The organism is Mesobacillus maritimus (assembly GCF_023715205.1).
Classification (GTDB): Bacteria; Bacillota; Bacilli; order Bacillales; family Cytobacillaceae; genus Mesobacillus_B; species Mesobacillus_B maritimus_C.
This window is the reverse complement of the sequence record NZ_JAMBNR010000012.1, coordinates 25,489-40,444: the sequence shown is the minus strand read 5'-3', so window position 1 is coordinate 40,444 and position 14,956 is coordinate 25,489. Positions and strand designations below refer to the sequence as shown.

16 protein-coding genes and 1 riboswitch are annotated in these 14,956 nt (G+C 39.9%); of the genes, 6 read left to right on the top strand and 10 right to left on the bottom strand.

All coding sequences use genetic code 11. From position 1 onward, the window contains the following. Positions 1–104: 104 nt before the first annotated feature. Entirely contained in the window at positions 105–1,256 is a 1,152-nt protein-coding gene (locus tag M3182_RS17185) for an ROK family transcriptional regulator (RefSeq protein WP_251434916.1), read from the top strand. A 232-nt stretch (positions 1,257–1,488) separates the two neighbouring features. Here M3182_RS17185 and M3182_RS17180 read toward each other — a convergent pair whose 3' ends face one another. The 10 genes from M3182_RS17180 to M3182_RS17135 all read right to left on the bottom strand — a co-directional run bounded on the left by M3182_RS17180 (position 1,489) and on the right by M3182_RS17135 (position 9,265). Continuing rightward, entirely contained in the window at positions 1,489–2,502 is a 1,014-nt protein-coding gene (locus tag M3182_RS17180) for a ThiF family adenylyltransferase (RefSeq protein WP_251559198.1), read from the bottom strand. Continuing rightward, positions 2,499–3,266, bottom strand: a complete 768-nt coding sequence (locus tag M3182_RS17175) for a thiazole synthase (RefSeq protein WP_251434704.1) — start codon at positions 3,264–3,266, stop codon at positions 2,499–2,501. The genes M3182_RS17180 and M3182_RS17175 overlap by 4 nt, the downstream gene beginning before the upstream one ends. 2 nt (positions 3,267–3,268) lie before the next feature. Beyond that, on the bottom strand, positions 3,269–3,472 hold the full coding sequence (thiS, locus tag M3182_RS17170) for a sulfur carrier protein ThiS (protein ID WP_251434701.1): 204 nt from the start codon (positions 3,470–3,472) through the stop codon (positions 3,269–3,271). After that, positions 3,414–4,073: a thiamine phosphate synthase gene (locus M3182_RS17165; protein WP_251434699.1), complete on the bottom strand. Its 660-nt coding sequence runs from the start codon at positions 4,071–4,073 to the stop codon at positions 3,414–3,416. Before M3182_RS17165 ends, thiS begins: the two co-directional genes overlap by 59 nt. A 131-nt stretch (positions 4,074–4,204) precedes the next feature. Next, positions 4,205–4,314, bottom strand: a riboswitch (TPP riboswitch). A gap of 72 nt (positions 4,315–4,386) precedes the next feature. Next, positions 4,387–4,659: a hypothetical protein gene (locus tag M3182_RS17160; RefSeq protein WP_251559196.1), complete on the bottom strand. Its 273-nt coding sequence runs from the start codon at positions 4,657–4,659 to the stop codon at positions 4,387–4,389. Between the two features lie 357 nt (positions 4,660–5,016). Next, on the bottom strand, positions 5,017–5,970 hold the full coding sequence (locus M3182_RS17155) for a M20/M25/M40 family metallo-hydrolase (protein WP_251559194.1): 954 nt from the start codon (positions 5,968–5,970) through the stop codon (positions 5,017–5,019). A 294-nt stretch (positions 5,971–6,264) separates the two neighbouring features. Further along, positions 6,265–6,741 (bottom strand): thioesterase family protein, encoded by a 477-nt coding sequence (locus M3182_RS17150; RefSeq protein ID WP_251559192.1) that lies wholly within the window; start codon positions 6,739–6,741, stop codon positions 6,265–6,267. A 27-nt stretch (positions 6,742–6,768) separates the two neighbouring features. Beyond that, positions 6,769–7,731, bottom strand: a complete 963-nt coding sequence (locus tag M3182_RS17145) for an L-carnitine dehydrogenase (protein ID WP_251559190.1) — start codon at positions 7,729–7,731, stop codon at positions 6,769–6,771. 2 nt (positions 7,732–7,733) lie between these two features. Beyond that, entirely contained in the window at positions 7,734–8,627 is an 894-nt protein-coding gene (locus tag M3182_RS17140) for a beta-keto acid cleavage family enzyme (protein WP_251434689.1), read from the bottom strand. Between the two features lie 101 nt (positions 8,628–8,728). Then, positions 8,729–9,265, bottom strand: a complete 537-nt coding sequence (locus M3182_RS17135; protein WP_251434686.1) for a GbsR/MarR family transcriptional regulator — start codon at positions 9,263–9,265, stop codon at positions 8,729–8,731. 292 nt (positions 9,266–9,557) lie between these two features. Between M3182_RS17135 and M3182_RS17130 the strand changes: the two genes are divergently transcribed. The 5 genes from M3182_RS17130 (at position 9,558) to M3182_RS17110 (ending at position 14,791) form a co-directional block, all read left to right on the top strand. Then, a complete protein-coding gene (locus M3182_RS17130; protein WP_251434684.1) occupies positions 9,558–10,688 on the top strand; it encodes a betaine/proline/choline family ABC transporter ATP-binding protein in 1,131 nt (376 codons plus the stop codon). Between the two features lie 16 nt (positions 10,689–10,704). Further along, the gene (locus tag M3182_RS17125; RefSeq protein WP_251434682.1) at positions 10,705–11,358 is read left to right on the top strand and encodes an ABC transporter permease; all 654 of its coding nucleotides are present in this window, start codon (positions 10,705–10,707) and stop codon (positions 11,356–11,358) included. Between the two features lie 15 nt (positions 11,359–11,373). After that, positions 11,374–12,294, top strand: coding sequence for an osmoprotectant ABC transporter substrate-binding protein (locus tag M3182_RS17120; RefSeq protein ID WP_251434679.1), 921 nt, complete (start codon positions 11,374–11,376; stop codon positions 12,292–12,294). Positions 12,295–12,306: 12 nt separating this feature from the next. Beyond that, the gene (locus M3182_RS17115) at positions 12,307–12,987 is read left to right on the top strand and encodes an ABC transporter permease (RefSeq protein ID WP_251434676.1); all 681 of its coding nucleotides are present in this window, start codon (positions 12,307–12,309) and stop codon (positions 12,985–12,987) included. A 73-nt stretch (positions 12,988–13,060) separates the two neighbouring features. Next, a complete protein-coding gene (locus M3182_RS17110; protein ID WP_251559188.1) occupies positions 13,061–14,791 on the top strand; it encodes a CocE/NonD family hydrolase in 1,731 nt (576 codons plus the stop codon). The last annotated feature ends 165 nt before the right edge of the window (positions 14,792–14,956 follow it).

Below are 14,956 nucleotides of genomic sequence, written 5' to 3'. Positions count from 1 at the left end.
CATCCTATCATATCAACCTTTTGAAAGGTTTGTATATCTAGCAAACAAAGTTTATGTTAAAATAGAGTTACTACCGAACAAGGGAGTTTTTATATGTGAGAACAATGACATGGAATCAACAGGTTGTAAAGAAAAATAATAAAGCACTTGTTTTACAACTCATCATGGAGAAAGAGCCCCTTTCCAGAGCCGATATTGCTCAAGTTTCCGGCTTAAATAAAACAACAGTTTCTTCATTAGTAAGTGAATTATTAGATGAAGAACTCATTTATGAATCTGGACCTGGGGAATCTAGCGGTGGCCGCCGGCCTGTTCTGCTTCATTTTAACAAAGACGCTGGCTATGCGGTAGGAATTGATATCGGGGTAAATTATGTTTTATGTGTCTTAACCGATTTAAAAGGAAATATTGTCATAGAAAAAAATCAGATGGTGCACCGTACCCCATATTCAGCCATCATGAGTATTGTCCAAAATATGATCACTTCTCTAATAAAAGAGATGCCTAGTAGCCGCTATGGGATTATCGGAATTGGCGTTGGCGTGCCAGGTATGGTTAACAAAGAAGGTTCGATTTTATTGGCCCCTAACCTTGGTTGGACGAATATTCAATTAAAAGAGGACCTTGAGAACTTATTCCATGTACCAGTCATTATTGAAAATGAGGCAAACGCAGGAGCGGTTGGTGAACAGCAGTTTGGGGCTGGACTTGACAACCAAAACCTCCTTTATGTGAGCGCAGGGATTGGAATTGGTGTTGGGATTATATTAAACAATGACTTGTATCAAGGGAAAAATGGCTTTTCCGGTGAAATGGGTCATATGATCATCGAATTAAACGGAAAGAGTTGCAACTGTGGCAGCAGAGGGTGTTGGGAAGCCTACGCTTCCGAAAATGCCTTGCTCGCTATGGCCGACCCTAACATCGATTCACTAGAATCGTTGATGGAATTAGCGGAAAAAGGCGACCAACAGGCACTAGATTTATTTAAACAAATCGGCCAATACCTCGGGTATGGGATTAATAACATTATAAATACCTTTAACCCAGAACAAGTCATCATCGGTAACCGTTTGGCGATGGCACAAAAGTGGATCGAGGAACCAATCCGCACAACCATCGCTCAGCATACATTAGCTTACCACCAAAAAGAAATGCAATTAAAGTTTTCCAAGCTAAAAAAATATTCAACTGCTTTAGGAGTATCTGCTTTTGTGGTGGATTATTTTATTAAAGAAGAGGCAAAAACACCCTAAGGCTTTTGGAATTGATCCAATTATCGCCTAATCTATAAAGAACACCATCCAAAGTACAGGATGGTGTTCTTTATTATTCTTATTATTAAGGCCCTGAACCATGTATGTGCAAATGTTACCATGACTAACTGGACTGGTTGAAGGAAGACGGCTACTCCTGATTGAACACCCAACCTACCATTTTATAAAATTCTATGGGGAGTAACCTTTTTCCAAAAAATAGTTATGTTTGTTAACCGATAATTTTATTATATAGACTTCTAGCAACTTGCGCTTCACTTGTTCCATGGACAAGTGCACGGCCATCCTTAAAGAAGACGATACGATGATTTTCAAATGAACAAGATAACAAGTAGGGATTTAAGACCATCTCCCTCGCTTGGTCCTTTATACTCTCGGCTAATTGTTCTAATGAGAGGGAACGGGTGATGCCTGGCCGAAGTTGAACGGTATTCCGTCCACACAACACCTCGGTTTTTGTCTGGTTTTCAAATGACAAATAAGGGTAAGTAGGCTGGCTGCCACAGGTTGGACAGTTGTCATTTTTTAATGTATCCACACTGATTTCGGCTTTTTCCTCCTGCCAAATATCGAATGATTTTAAAACATTTGAAACAGGATGTCCCGTCAAGAGTTTTAAAGCAGACGTGACTTGATAAGCAGCAACTAACTGGACAATAGGCCCAATCACACCAACCGTATCACACGTGACATTCTGACTTGGAAGTGTGTCGATGATACAATGGAAACAAGGGGTCGAACCAGGAATAATCGGAAAGGTCAGTCCGTAGCTTGCCACTATTGCACCGATGAGATACGGGATTTGATGTTTAACAGCGGCATCATTCACGATTAGCCTTGTTTCAAAATTATCGACTGCATCAATAATAAGCGAGCAGCCAGTAACTAGTTCTTCAATATTGAGGCCATTCACATCCGCTATTAAACTAGTAACCTCAATTTCACTGTTAACGGTCTGAATCCGGTTTTGTGCTGCGACTGCTTTCGGCAATTTATTTCGAGCATCCTCTTCAGTAAACATTTGCTGACGCTGAAGATTGCTCACTTCCACATAATCCCGATCAACAATGGTTATCTTCCCCACTCCTGCCCTGGCCAACATTTCCGCGCTCGCCGTGCCAAGAGCGCCGGCTCCAACAATTAACACCTTAGCGGTTGCCAATTTTTCTTGACCTTGTTTGCCAATTGGAGAAAATAGGGTTTGTCTTGAATAACGATCTGTCAAGATGTAACCATTCCAGTCGTTGGACTGCTGGCAACGGCATATTCTTTTTCTTCGATTCTCCCTGCCTCAAAGCCTAAGCGTCCTGCCTCCACAGCCAATTTCATCGCTAGCGCCATCTTTACCGGATCTTTTGCACCTGAAACGGCGGTATTTAACAAGACACCTTCGGCACCAAGTTCCATCGCAAAGGCAGCATCCTTTGGTGAACCAATGCCAGCATCAACGATAACAGGAATAGAAGTTTGTTCAATGATAAATTTTAAGTTTAATGGGTTTATGATGCCTTTTCCCGATCCAATTGGAGAAGCGCCAGGCATAATGGCATGAACCCCTAAGTTTTCAAGTCTTTTCGCTAAAACCACATCATCAGAGGTGTAAGGCAGGACAATAAAACCTTCTGCCAAAAGCATTTCCGATGCCTTTAACGTTTCCACAGGGTCTGGCAATAACGTTTTATCATCGCCAATGACTTCTACTTTAATCATATCGCACAAACCTGAAGCCTTCGCAAGCTTGGCAATCCTCACCGCTTCTTCCGCTGTTTTCGCCCCTGCTGTATTTGGTAGTAGCGTATATTTACTCAAATCCAATTGTTCAAGAAAATTCGGCTGAGAGTCCTCAAAGATATTCATTCTTCTGACGGCAAATGTTAAAATTTCTGCTTCTGACACACTAACCGCTTCTTTTTGAATTTCGAATGAAGGATATTTCCCAGTACCTAATAGCAATCTAGATTGAAAACTATAATCCCCAAGTTTTAACATGCTCATCCTCCTCCTACAAAATGAATCATTTCGACTACATCTCCATCTGAAAGCTTAAAAGTGGAATGTTGTTCTTTTTTCATAATTTCTTTGTTCACTTCCACAATCACAAGGCGATTTTCTAAATGATAGTGGCTAAGCAAATCTTTAATCGAACGAACTTGCTCTGGTAGAATAACACTTTTGCCATTCAGTTGAATCGTCATTTCTACTCACCTCCCTACAGGCTTTGTAATAAGCTGCGGCTTCTTCTTGCGGATTGATTTCATCAAAAATGCCGGACATCACGGCCACTCCATCAAGATTTGTATTTTTTATTTCTTTTAGATTGTTAGCTGTAATACCACCTATCCCATAAACCGGAATATGAAGCATTCTCTTAATTTTTGTTAATTCTGCTACCCCTCTCGGTGGTTGACCGAATTTGCTATTGGTTTTAAAAAGATGCCCATATAAGACATAATTCGCCCCATCCTTTTCTGCCTGAATGGCCTCATCTAATGAGTGGACAGATCGGCCAATTCTTAAACTTGGATACTGCTTCCGTACCCTTTTTACTGGCAGACCATATGAAGGAAGGTGAATCGTAGGAATGTTGTAAAGCAAAGCAAGATCTAACCGATCATGGATGACGAGTTTCTTTTTATCGATTTCCTGTTCCAAAAGCTTTATCAGCAAGATAATGTCACTAATCGATTTGGACTTTTCCCGAATATGTATATAATCAACCATTTCGTTCATTTGGCAGATACCTTGTGCCAACTGTCGAACCGGAAGACGATCATTCGTAACAGCAAGCAATTTCACTTTGTCTTCACCTCCCTTTAATCATGACCTCGCATATGGCCGTTTCTTTTTAGTAAACGGCCCGTTAGTTGTGAAAATAAAAAAACCACTTTCCTCAATAGGAAAGTGGTTTTAAGCATCGAATAGACAGCATAAATACCGTGACACTTTCCTACGCAGGTACGAACCTGTTCAGGTTATGAGGGTTTCAGAGTATCTACTCTGCTCTCAGCCCTTATCAAGGGATCCCCTAGTGAGTTTTTTAATTCATAGACAAGTCAACAATAACAGAATATTAAGTTATTGTCACCACAAAAGATTTAAAATGTTTGATTTAACTTTCCTTTATATCATACGCCTCTCGCTCCATACCATTGAACTTTCCTATTAATCCATAGACAATACGGAATACAACAGGGAAAAAGATCGCTCCCATTAGTAGTCCGATTAGAGCAGTAGGGTCTAGAAACGACAGAATGATAAACATTGTCATACTTAAAAAGTAAAACCCGATAATAAATTTATACATAAATCGGAAATATTTGGAACGAAAATTATCTTCTTTTTTAAACGGACTTCCAAATAATAGTCGTACAAGTTTCCTCATCTAATTACACCTCTTATTATAGCTTAACCTTTTTCGTATCCACATTTACTCCAGTAAAAGGGACTGTCTTGAATAGCGATTAAATCATATAAAGGTCCTCCCTTTGATGTCAAGCGTCTAAGGGGAAATTGTGCCCCTCCACTCACAAAAAGATTTTTTCATTTACGGCGAACAAATTGAACTGAAATCGATGAGTGACCGTCTGTGTAACTCTCTTTAGCTAACAAAATATATGTATCATTTCCAGCTTATTTACTATAACATATCCTGTTTTCTCTTCATTTGTAATCTCACAATTTACTAAATGAAAACAAGCACCATCCAAAAACTGGATGGTGCTTGGCACCTTGAAAATTTTTACAGTTCCTTTTTGATGTCTGTTAATACCCATGTCAGCATATTGGTGAAATGATTGAGATGTTCTTGCACTCGTCCTGGGAATTCTCTTTCTAAAAATTCTAGTGTGTCATTTTTGGTATGCCATACGCCACCGTGTTCTTCTGTTTGTGTATAACCGTCTTGATCACCCAATTGCCAATTGGTTGCTTCAAAATAAGCAATGGTGATTCCTTTCGCTTTGAATGGGGCATGGTCACTCCAATCTCCGGTTGTGCCTTCAGGGTATTCTGGGTTGATTCCTGGGTTGGTTTGCAAAGGAATTTTCTTTTTATCCGCTATATCGAGAGCTAAATCACGAATCCAGCCATCTTCTCCTGCACCACCGTAAACATAGATATGATCTCCGGCTAGTAAACTATCAAGATTGATCATGCCAATCGTATTCTCTATTTCTTCATCGGACATATTATTAGCATAGTATTTCGATCCTTGTAACCCTACTTCTTCTGCCCCAAAGAAGACAAATTTCACATCATAATTTAAGTTACGCTTTTCAAGTGCTTTGGCAGTTTCTAGAATCACGCCAACACTCGATGCATTATCATCTGCCCCTTTGCCCATACTTACGGAGTCATAATGTGCGCCAACAATCACTTGCTTATCTGTATGCTTGTTATCTTTTAGTGCAACAACATTGGCAGATTCAGTTGTATTCTTCCCTCTTGTATAAGAAAACTCTTGCTCTTCAACCTTCAAATCCAACTTTTCTAGTTCATTTACTATGTACTCGCGAGCTTTTGTTTCATTTGCAGATCCAGCCACCCTGGGCCCGATTTCTTCCGTTAAATACTGAACATGCTCATATGCAAGGTCCCCAGCAAATTTCTTCGGTGCCGCTGATACGCTTCCTGCAGCAAACAAAGCTGAAAAAGCAACTACTCCGGCAATCATTGATTTTTTAAAAGTCTTCATAAACTGTTCCTCCTATTCTCTTTTAAATAAAATGTATATTTATACTATAAAACTTATATATATTCTATCACAAAACACTTTCATTAAATATAAAAATATTTAGCTTCTACTCTAGTTTTTGACTCCTGGGAAAAATCTTAGTTGCATTTTCACCAAACTCTTTTGTAAACAGCTGAATTTAAAAGCGAACAATAATGACAAGTTTAGTTAGAACTTGACGTGGTAAAATAAAAAGAAAAAACGGCAGAATCATCTGCCGTTTAAAAAATTTCTTATAATGTAAGTCTTCTTCTGCTATTTTTTCCGAATACCAATCTTCCGACCAGCTTCTTTTGGTCTTTCTAAGTTTGCTTGTGAATCATAAAGCTCACGGATGTTTGTCATGATCACATCTGGGAAAGGTGCCGAGCGACCGTCTTCCATATTCATTCCCATTAGCATCTGTTCACTTGTCGCAAGAGAGTCGCCTGCATCATTTTTCATTGTGAAAAAGACATGCATTCTTTTAAAATCATAGTCTAACAGCTGAATGTTGACATATAAATTCTGACCTTTATGAGCTTCTTTTAAGTAACATAAGTGGGTTTCTAATGTGAAAATGGAGTATTTCTCCTTTTCACGAAAATCTTCGTCAATTCCAATCTCATTCATCAATTTATCAACAGCTATGCTAAACACAACAGCATAAGCAGAGTCGGTCATATGACCGTTATAATCAATCCAATTAGGTCGAACGGAATCTTGTAACAGTGGATTTTTCACTTTCGTCATTAGACTTCCTCGCTTTCTTCTACGAGATTAGATTTTTCCATTTAAGTTGGCGCCTGGCCAGTACTTTTCAAGCAATTGCTGGAGTTCAATTAAGAACTCATCACGACGTTGTTCGAGTTCCGCAATGCTATGTCCTGTAGTTTGTTGTTCGCATCCATTGATGACTGACTCACTTAGTTCTTCTGTTAATTCAGGAGCCACTAGCTTTGTCCAAGGCAATTTCAATGCTGGTCCGAATTGAGCGAGCATATGACGCATTCCTTGTTCTCCACCAGCAAGATGCAGAGTTAAAAATGGACCCATTAACGCCCAGCGTAACCCCGGTCCATACACAATCGCTGCGTCTACTTCTTCAGTTGTGGCAACCCCGTCATTGACAAGGTGGAGCGCTTCCCGCCAAACCGCTTCCATTAAACGGTCAGCAATATGACCTTCTATCTCGGTTCTGACAACAAGAGGTTTCATTTTAATAGAATGGTAGAATTGTTCCGCTCTTTCGATTACTTCAGCTGAAGTTGCTTGGCCTCCGACAAGTTCAACCAATGGTACTAAATAAACTGGGTTGAATGGATGGGCAACAATCACACGTTCAGGATTTGCACAATCACTTTGCAAAGTACTTGGCATTAACCCAGAAGTACTAGATGCAATAATGGCATTTGGTTTTGCGTATTTGTCAATTTCAGCTAATAACTTTCGTTTTATGTCTTCACGCTCAGGAGCATTTTCTTGAATAAGGTCAGCGTTCGCCACTGCCTTTGCTAAATCTGGCTCAAACGTTAACTTCTCTTTGGAAGCTCCTGGAGCAACTCCATGTTTTTCAATCGCTGGCCATGCTTTGTCAATGGCCGCACGCATACGTTCCTCAGCATTTTCTGCGATATCCGTAGCAATGACATCGTATCCTTGTGCAAGAAAGCGACCAATCCAACCTACACCAATTACGCCTGTTCCTACCACTGTTACTTGTTTAATAGATTGATTTTCCATAATCACTCTGCCTTTCTATGAGGGTTTTTCAATCCGAGATGCACTCGTGCCTCTGCTGGAGTCATAGGTGCCACATCAAGGGCATTCATCATGGTCACGGCTTTTTCAACTAGTTGAGCGTTTGTTGCCTTTACTCCCTTACCAAGATAAAGATTATCTTCAAGTCCAACGCGAACATTTCCCCCAAGTAGAAGCGACTGCGCTGCCACAGGCATTTGCATGCGTCCAATCCCAAATGCGGACCAGTGCGCATTTTTCGGAAGGCGATCACGCAAGTAAATCATTGTTTCGGCGTCAGCGTCTGCTCCCCACGGAATCCCAAGACAGAATTGGAACATCGGATCCCCGTCAATTAATCCTTCTTCAATTAATTGATTTGCAAACCGTAAGTGTCCTGTATCAAAACATTCTAACTCAGGCTTGACACCACTCTGCTGAATCATTTGCGCTTGTTTGCGTAGCCAATCGGTTGTGCTGATATAAACTTGGTCACCAAAGTTAAGGCTGCCACAATCTAGTGTGCAAATTTCTGGTAGCAATTCGCCAATTGGTTCATGGCGTTCTTCTGGCGTTTGCATATCGGTACCTGGTCCGCCAATAGCTGGATTCTCCTCACTCGGAATCCAATCACCGCCACCACCTGATGTTAAATTAATGATCACATCTGTGTCAGATTCACGGATTCGTTCAACCACTTCACGGAAGAGCGCTACGTCATGACTAAGCTCCCCTGTTTTCGGATCACGTACATGAATATGAGCAATGGTCGCTCCAGCCTTTGCTGCATCAATCGCTGATTTTGCAATTTCCTCAGGAGTTACTGGTACATGTGGACTTTTCTTCGCTGTGTCACCAGCACCTGTAACCGCACAGGTTAAAATGGCTTTCTTATTCATTTAAATTCCTCCCCCTCTTCGACTCGCTATTTAAAGTCGGCTTTATGGCTCTAACGAAAACAGCCTATAAACTAGAAAAAAGGTTTAACTAGGCATTTTCCTCATGGCTTTGGCACATGCTTGAAAATTTCTCCACTTTCAAAAAACTCAACCAAGTTTGCCAACCATTGATAATAATCTAGCCATTCTTTTGTTTCTTTTAATAACAGATTGATTTTCGCTTCTAATTCTTCATCAATTGGTTCATTACTCGTTATTTCCTTTAACTCTGCAGATAATTTTTTCTCAAACATCTTATTTTTATTAATGGCTTTCCGCCAGTTCGAAGTAAATAAAGAAATAAAGGTTTGATAATAATCTTGTTCAACATTATAGAGATCCTTACGAACCCCTTTTTGAAGGACTTTTTCAGCGATATTTAAATCGACCATTTCTCTAACCACTTGACTCATTCGTGTCTTACTCATTCCTGTTGCCTCTGATAATTCATCAAGTGTCATTGGCTTTCTATTCATATAGATAATTCCTAACACACGACCAACTGTTGTCGAAACACCATACGTATGCATATTGTCGGCAATTTTTTCAGCAAACTGGTCTTCCATTACTTTGATTCTTCCTAATGGTTGTTCATCCATTCATGAATCACCCTTCCAATTACCATGTCTGTGTCAATGTATCACATTTAGGTGAAGATTGGAAAATGAGGATTTTGGAGGAAAAGTGGGAAATAAGGGAGCATTTTTAAGAACGGACAGTCATAAACTTCGTACAATAAATATTTTACGTAAATACTGTGTAATTTATGCAATTTGTAAACTTTTTATTTTACAAAGTTTACTTTATACTGAAGAAGTGTTGGAAATTGTCTGATTATATGAATCTTACAATGATAATTTAGTAGAATGAAAAAATTTGGAGGTGCCATACATGCTCAAATTCGACCATGTTTCAAAGGTATATAAAGGAGGCAAAAAGGCAGTTAACGATTTAACATTAGAATTCGAAAAAGGAGAATTCATTTGTTTTATCGGGCCGAGTGGTTGTGGAAAAACAACAACCATGAAAATGATTAACCGTTTAATCGAACCAACTGAAGGCAGCATCTATATTAATGGAGAAAACATCATGGATAAAGATCCTGTCCAATTAAGAAGAGAGATTGGATATGTTATCCAACAAATTGGGTTATTGCCACATATGAACATTCAAGAAAATATCTCACTTGTTTTGAAACTATTAAAATGGCCGGAAGAGAAACGTCGTGCACGTGCTCTAGAGTTATTGGACCTTGTTGATTTAACTCCGGATTATCTTGAAAAATTCCCTCATGAATTAAGTGGTGGGCAACAGCAGCGGATTGGTGTTTTACGAGCGTTAGCAGCCGATCAACCACTCATTTTAATGGATGAACCGTTTGGAGCACTTGATCCAATTACGAGAGATTCATTACAAGAAGAATTTAAAAAGCTGCAAAAGAAATTAAACAAAACAATCGTGTTTGTTACCCATGACATGGATGAAGCGTTAAAGTTAGCAGATCGAATCGTCATTATGAGAGATGGACAATTGGTTCAGTGTGATACACCAGATGAAATTCTCCGCAATCCTGCAGATGAATTCGTTGAAGAATTTATTGGGAAAGACCGGTTAGTTCAAGCTCGACCAAATATCCAAACCGTTGAACAGATTATGAATCCAAAGCCAATTACTGTTACTGGAGAACGCTTTTTAACAGAAGCAATTCAAATTATGAAGGAAAAACGTGTCGATTCGCTTCTAGTTGTCAATGAATTTAACGTTCTTCAAGGTTATATAGATGTTGAACTAATTGACCAAAAACGGAAGAAAGCCACGAAAGTATCCGATATCGTTGAGCCTGTTACGACCGTCGAAGCAGGCACACTTGTCCGCGATACGATTCGCAGCATTTTGAAAAAAGGAATGAAATATGTACCTGTAGTGGACCATCAGCAGCGCCTAATTGGAATTGTCACGAGAGCAAACCTCGTCGATATCGTTTACGATTCGATTTGGGGCGAAGATGAAATTACAGCGTAAGAAGGAGGCGATTTAGATGGAGAGTCTTATACAATTTTTCAGTCAATATGGTAGTGAAATGCTGGTCAAAACATGGGAACACTTATACATCTCCCTCATTGCTGTGGGGCTAGGAATTCTTATCGCGGTTCCATTAGGAGTTGCCTTAACCCGTGTTCCAAAAGTAGCGGATTTTGTTATGGGGCTTCTTGGGATTATACAGACCGTTCCAAGTTTCGCCATTCTCGCGTTTTTTATTCCGCTTTTAGGCGTTGGGAAAGTTCCTGCAATCGTTGCTTTATTTTTCTATGCAGTCCTACCCATCTTAAGAAATACGTATACGGGCGTAAATGGTGTAAAGAAAAGTCTGCTTGAAGCAGGACGTGGGATGGGTATGACTGGATGGGAACAAGTCCGCTATGTGGAAATTCCACTTGCCATCCCGGTTATCATGGCTGGTATTCGTTTAACGACAGTATACCTAATCGGTTGGGCAACGTTAGCTTCTTATATTGGTGCAGGAGGTTTGGGAGATTATATTTTTAGTGGGATGAGTCTTTATCAAACGGAATTTATTCTAGCTGGTGCCATTCCTGTCACCCTGTTAGCTTTGCTAACGGATCTTCTGTTAGGAAAAGTTGAAAATTGGGTCACACCAACTGGTTTAAAGAAACTGAAAGAAGCTGCTTAGGAAGGAGAAACAGAAATGTTGAAAATTAAACGTTCGCTCATCATTGTAGTCATTTCCTTTGCCGTCTTTTTAAGTGGCTGTAGTCTTCCCGGGCTAAGTGGTCCTGCTAAAAACACGATTGCGGTTGGGACATTGGCCACTTCTGAGTCACAAATTATGGGGAATATTGTGAAACTAATGATCGAGCATTATACAGATGCACAAGTTGAAATGGTCAATAATTTAGGATCCTCCATCGTTCAGCATCAAGCGATGGTGAGTGGTGATGTTGATATTACCGCAACGCGCTACACAGGTACGGACCTTGCCGGTGCGCTAGGAATGGAACCGATTAATGATCCAGATAAAGCATTAGAAATTGTTCAAAGGGAATTCCAGGAACAATTTGATCAAACCTGGTTTGATTCATACGGTTTTGATAATTCTTACGCATTTACAGTAACAAGAGAATTAGCAGAACGTGAGAACTTAGAGAAAGTATCTGATTTAGAGCCGCTCGTTTCCAATTTGAAATTTGGTGTCGACAATTCTTGGTTAACTCGTGAAGGAGACGGATATGAAGGATTTGTCGAAGAGTATGGATTCCGCTTTAGCAAGGAATATCCAATGCAGATTGGTCTCGTCTATCAAGCTGCAGCGAACGGAAAAATGGATGTTGTCCTAGCATACACAACAGATGGACGTATTAAGGCCTTTGATTTAAAAGTATTAGAAGACGATCGTCGTTTCTTCCCACCTTATGATACTTCCCTTGTGGCAAGAAATGATGTCCTCGAACAACACGACGGCTTGGCAGAAATTTTAGATAAGTTATCAGGTAAAATTCCGACAGAAAAAATGCAGGAATTGAATTACGAAGCTGATGGAAAAATGATTGAGCCATCGATTGTCGCAAAAGAATTCCTTGAAGAACACAATTATTTTGAAGAAGAATAGGGGGGAAATTTCATGGAGACGATCAATGAATTAATCTACTATTATAGTCAAAATGGTGGCTATGTTTGGGAACAATTTTATCGTCATTTCCTTATGGCGGCCTATGGTGTGTTGTTCGCAGCCATTATTGGAATTCCACTAGGAATCTTGATTGCACGTTATAAAAAATTAAGTCCATGGGTGCTATCTTTAGCGAATATTATCCAAACCATTCCAGCGTTAGCCATGCTTGCGGTTCTAATGCTTGTGATGGGTTTAGGAACAAACACCGTTGTCTTTGCTTTATTTCTTTATTCCCTTTTACCGATTATCAAAAATACGTATACAGGGATCAACAATGTCGACCAAGCATTGCTTGAGTCTGGAAAAGCAATGGGGATGACAAAATTTCAAGTTTTACGAATGGTGGAATTGCCACTGGCGATGGCAGTCATAATGGCAGGTCTTCGCACTGCTTTAGTAATAACCATTGGGATTGCGACGATTGGAACCTTTATGGGATCAGGTGGATTAGGCGACATCATCATTCGCGGTACGAACGCAACCGATGGAACAGCAATTATTCTTGCTGGTGCGATCCCAACTGCATTAATGGCGGTAATCGCAGACCTAGTGATGGGTTGGTTTGAACGAAAACTTTCGCCTTATAAAAAAAGAAAAACTCAGATCCATACTGAAAATGCAGCAGCATAACAAATTCATTTCCACCCTGGCCACAGGGTGGTTCATTTTAGGTTTTACATCGTATTCGTAAGGAGGAGTATTAGTGGACATTCAACAAATCATTGTAGAAAAAAACGTACCATGTCAAATGCGTGATGGTGTCACTCTTTATGCAGACATTTATCGTCCAGATGCGGAAGGTCCATTTCCTGTTCTGTTAACACGCTTACCTTATAATAAGGACTTACCTTTTTATTCTCATCGCTATCTTGATACCCATCGTCTTGTTCAAAATGGATATATTGTCATTATTCAAGATGTAAGAGGACGATACAACTCAGAAGGTGATTTCTATCCGTTTATATATGAAGCTGAAGATGGCTACGATACGGTCGAATGGGCGGCAACTCTCCCCTATTCGAATGGGAAAGTCGGTATGTTTGGATTATCGTATTATGGTTTTACACAGTTACTAGCCGCAACAAAACGCCCTCCACATTTAAAAGCAATCGTCCCTGCCATGACATTAACAGACTGGCAAAAAGATTCGGTTGAAAATGAAGGAAAAATAAATATCGGAGGTTCTGAAACTTGGGCGTTGGAATCAGTTGCCCCTGATGAGTTGAAGCGAAAACATCTAGACCCCGAGGAATATAACCAAAGTATTAAAAAAATGGCAGAGTATTATAACGACATTGAAAAATGGTTTCATTATATGCCTATTGAAGAATGGCCACCGCTTAAAGATTTAGGCGTTGCCGATTTTTTCTATGATTTTATTCAAAATCGACTTTCAGATGAACAACTGAGTCGCGTAAGTATTGCAGATAAGTTTGAGCTGATTGATGTTCCCGCCTATCATATCGCTGGTTGGTATGATAATTTCTTAAAAGCAACCATCCGGAATTTCTCTGAATTAAAGAAAAACGACGACTCGAAAACGCAAAAGTTAATCATTGGACCGTGGGCACATGGCATTTTCCAGTCTCGCTTAGGTGAGCGTAACTTCGGACTGCATGCATCTCAAGATTGGATTGATGAACAAGAAGACTTAACAAACTTACATATCCGCTGGTTTAATCATTGGTTAAAAGAGGAAAAATCTGATTTCGAAACATCTGCACCTATTAAACTATTTGTAATGGGAATAAATGAGTGGCGTGATGAGTACGAATGGCCACTAGCTCGAACCAGCTATAAGCCGTTTTACTTGGATAGTGCTAACAGTGCCAATTCGAGATTTGGGGATGGAAAATTACTTCATGACATTCCGAAAAATGAATGGACCGATTCATATGTTTATGATCCCGCAAACCCTGTCCCAACCCATGGCGGTGGAACACTTTTTGCAGGCACAGCACCCGGTCCACTTGACCAACGTGAAATTGAAGAACGTAACGATGTGCTCGTTTATACATCAGAACCGCTAACAGAACCACTAGAAGTCACTGGTCCTGTAAAAGTAAAACTCTGGGTGAAAACCGATGCAGTCGATACAGACTTTACTGCCAAACTGGTAGATGTCACGCCAGAAGGCAAAGCCATTCATTTAACTGATGGGATTCGAAGAGTGAAGTCAGAGGCTGGTGAAGGCCAAAAGGATATTCAAAATCAACTGCTAGAAATAGAAATTGATTTATGGGCGACAAGCAATGTATTCTTACCTGGACATTCGATTCGAGTGGAAATTTCATCAAGCAACTTCCCTCGGTTCGATAAAAATTTAAACACAGGCAAAACGATGGTTGATAGTACCGAATATAAACAAGCCACTCAAGAGATTTTTCATCAAAAAGAATATCCTTCTCATATTCTTTTGCCTGTGATTAGGTAAACAGAATGGCATTATATCTAAGTCTCTTAGAATAGTAGGAAGACTGCAGTCAAACTCGGTGGAATTCGGGCTGCTGCAGTCTTTTCTTTTGGATTTATAATAGGAAGTGATTTCCTTCCAGCTTTTTGTGAGGCGGGCGGTAATCAAAAAAACTGACCTCAAAAT

Bases quoted from the DNA above. Each gene is read 5' to 3' on its own strand.
- M3182_RS17175 (WP_251434704.1), bottom strand. From the start codon at position 3,266: ATGTTAAAACTTGGGGATTATAGTTTTCAATCTAGATTGCTATTAGGT.
- thiS (WP_251434701.1), bottom strand. From the start codon at position 3,472: ATGACGATTCAACTGAATGGCAAAAGTGTTATTCTACCAGAGCAAGTT.
- M3182_RS17130 (WP_251434684.1), top strand. From the start codon at position 9,558: ATGCTCAAATTCGACCATGTTTCAAAGGTATATAAAGGAGGCAAAAAG.
- M3182_RS17135 (WP_251434686.1), bottom strand. From the start codon at position 9,265: ATGGATGAACAACCATTAGGAAGAATCAAAGTAATGGAAGACCAGTTT.
- M3182_RS17155 (WP_251559194.1), bottom strand. From the start codon at position 5,970: ATGAAGACTTTTAAAAAATCAATGATTGCCGGAGTAGTTGCTTTTTCA.
- M3182_RS17145 (WP_251559190.1), bottom strand. From the start codon at position 7,731: ATGGAAAATCAATCTATTAAACAAGTAACAGTGGTAGGAACAGGCGTA.
- M3182_RS17140 (WP_251434689.1), bottom strand. From the start codon at position 8,627: ATGAATAAGAAAGCCATTTTAACCTGTGCGGTTACAGGTGCTGGTGAC.
- M3182_RS17150 (WP_251559192.1), bottom strand. From the start codon at position 6,741: ATGACGAAAGTGAAAAATCCACTGTTACAAGATTCCGTTCGACCTAAT.
- M3182_RS17115 (WP_251434676.1), top strand. From the start codon at position 12,307: ATGGAGACGATCAATGAATTAATCTACTATTATAGTCAAAATGGTGGC.
- M3182_RS17120 (WP_251434679.1), top strand. From the start codon at position 11,374: ATGTTGAAAATTAAACGTTCGCTCATCATTGTAGTCATTTCCTTTGCC.
- M3182_RS17125 (WP_251434682.1), top strand. From the start codon at position 10,705: ATGGAGAGTCTTATACAATTTTTCAGTCAATATGGTAGTGAAATGCTG.
- M3182_RS17160 (WP_251559196.1), bottom strand. From the start codon at position 4,659: ATGAGGAAACTTGTACGACTATTATTTGGAAGTCCGTTTAAAAAAGAA.
- M3182_RS17185 (WP_251434916.1), top strand. From the start codon at position 105: ATGACATGGAATCAACAGGTTGTAAAGAAAAATAATAAAGCACTTGTT.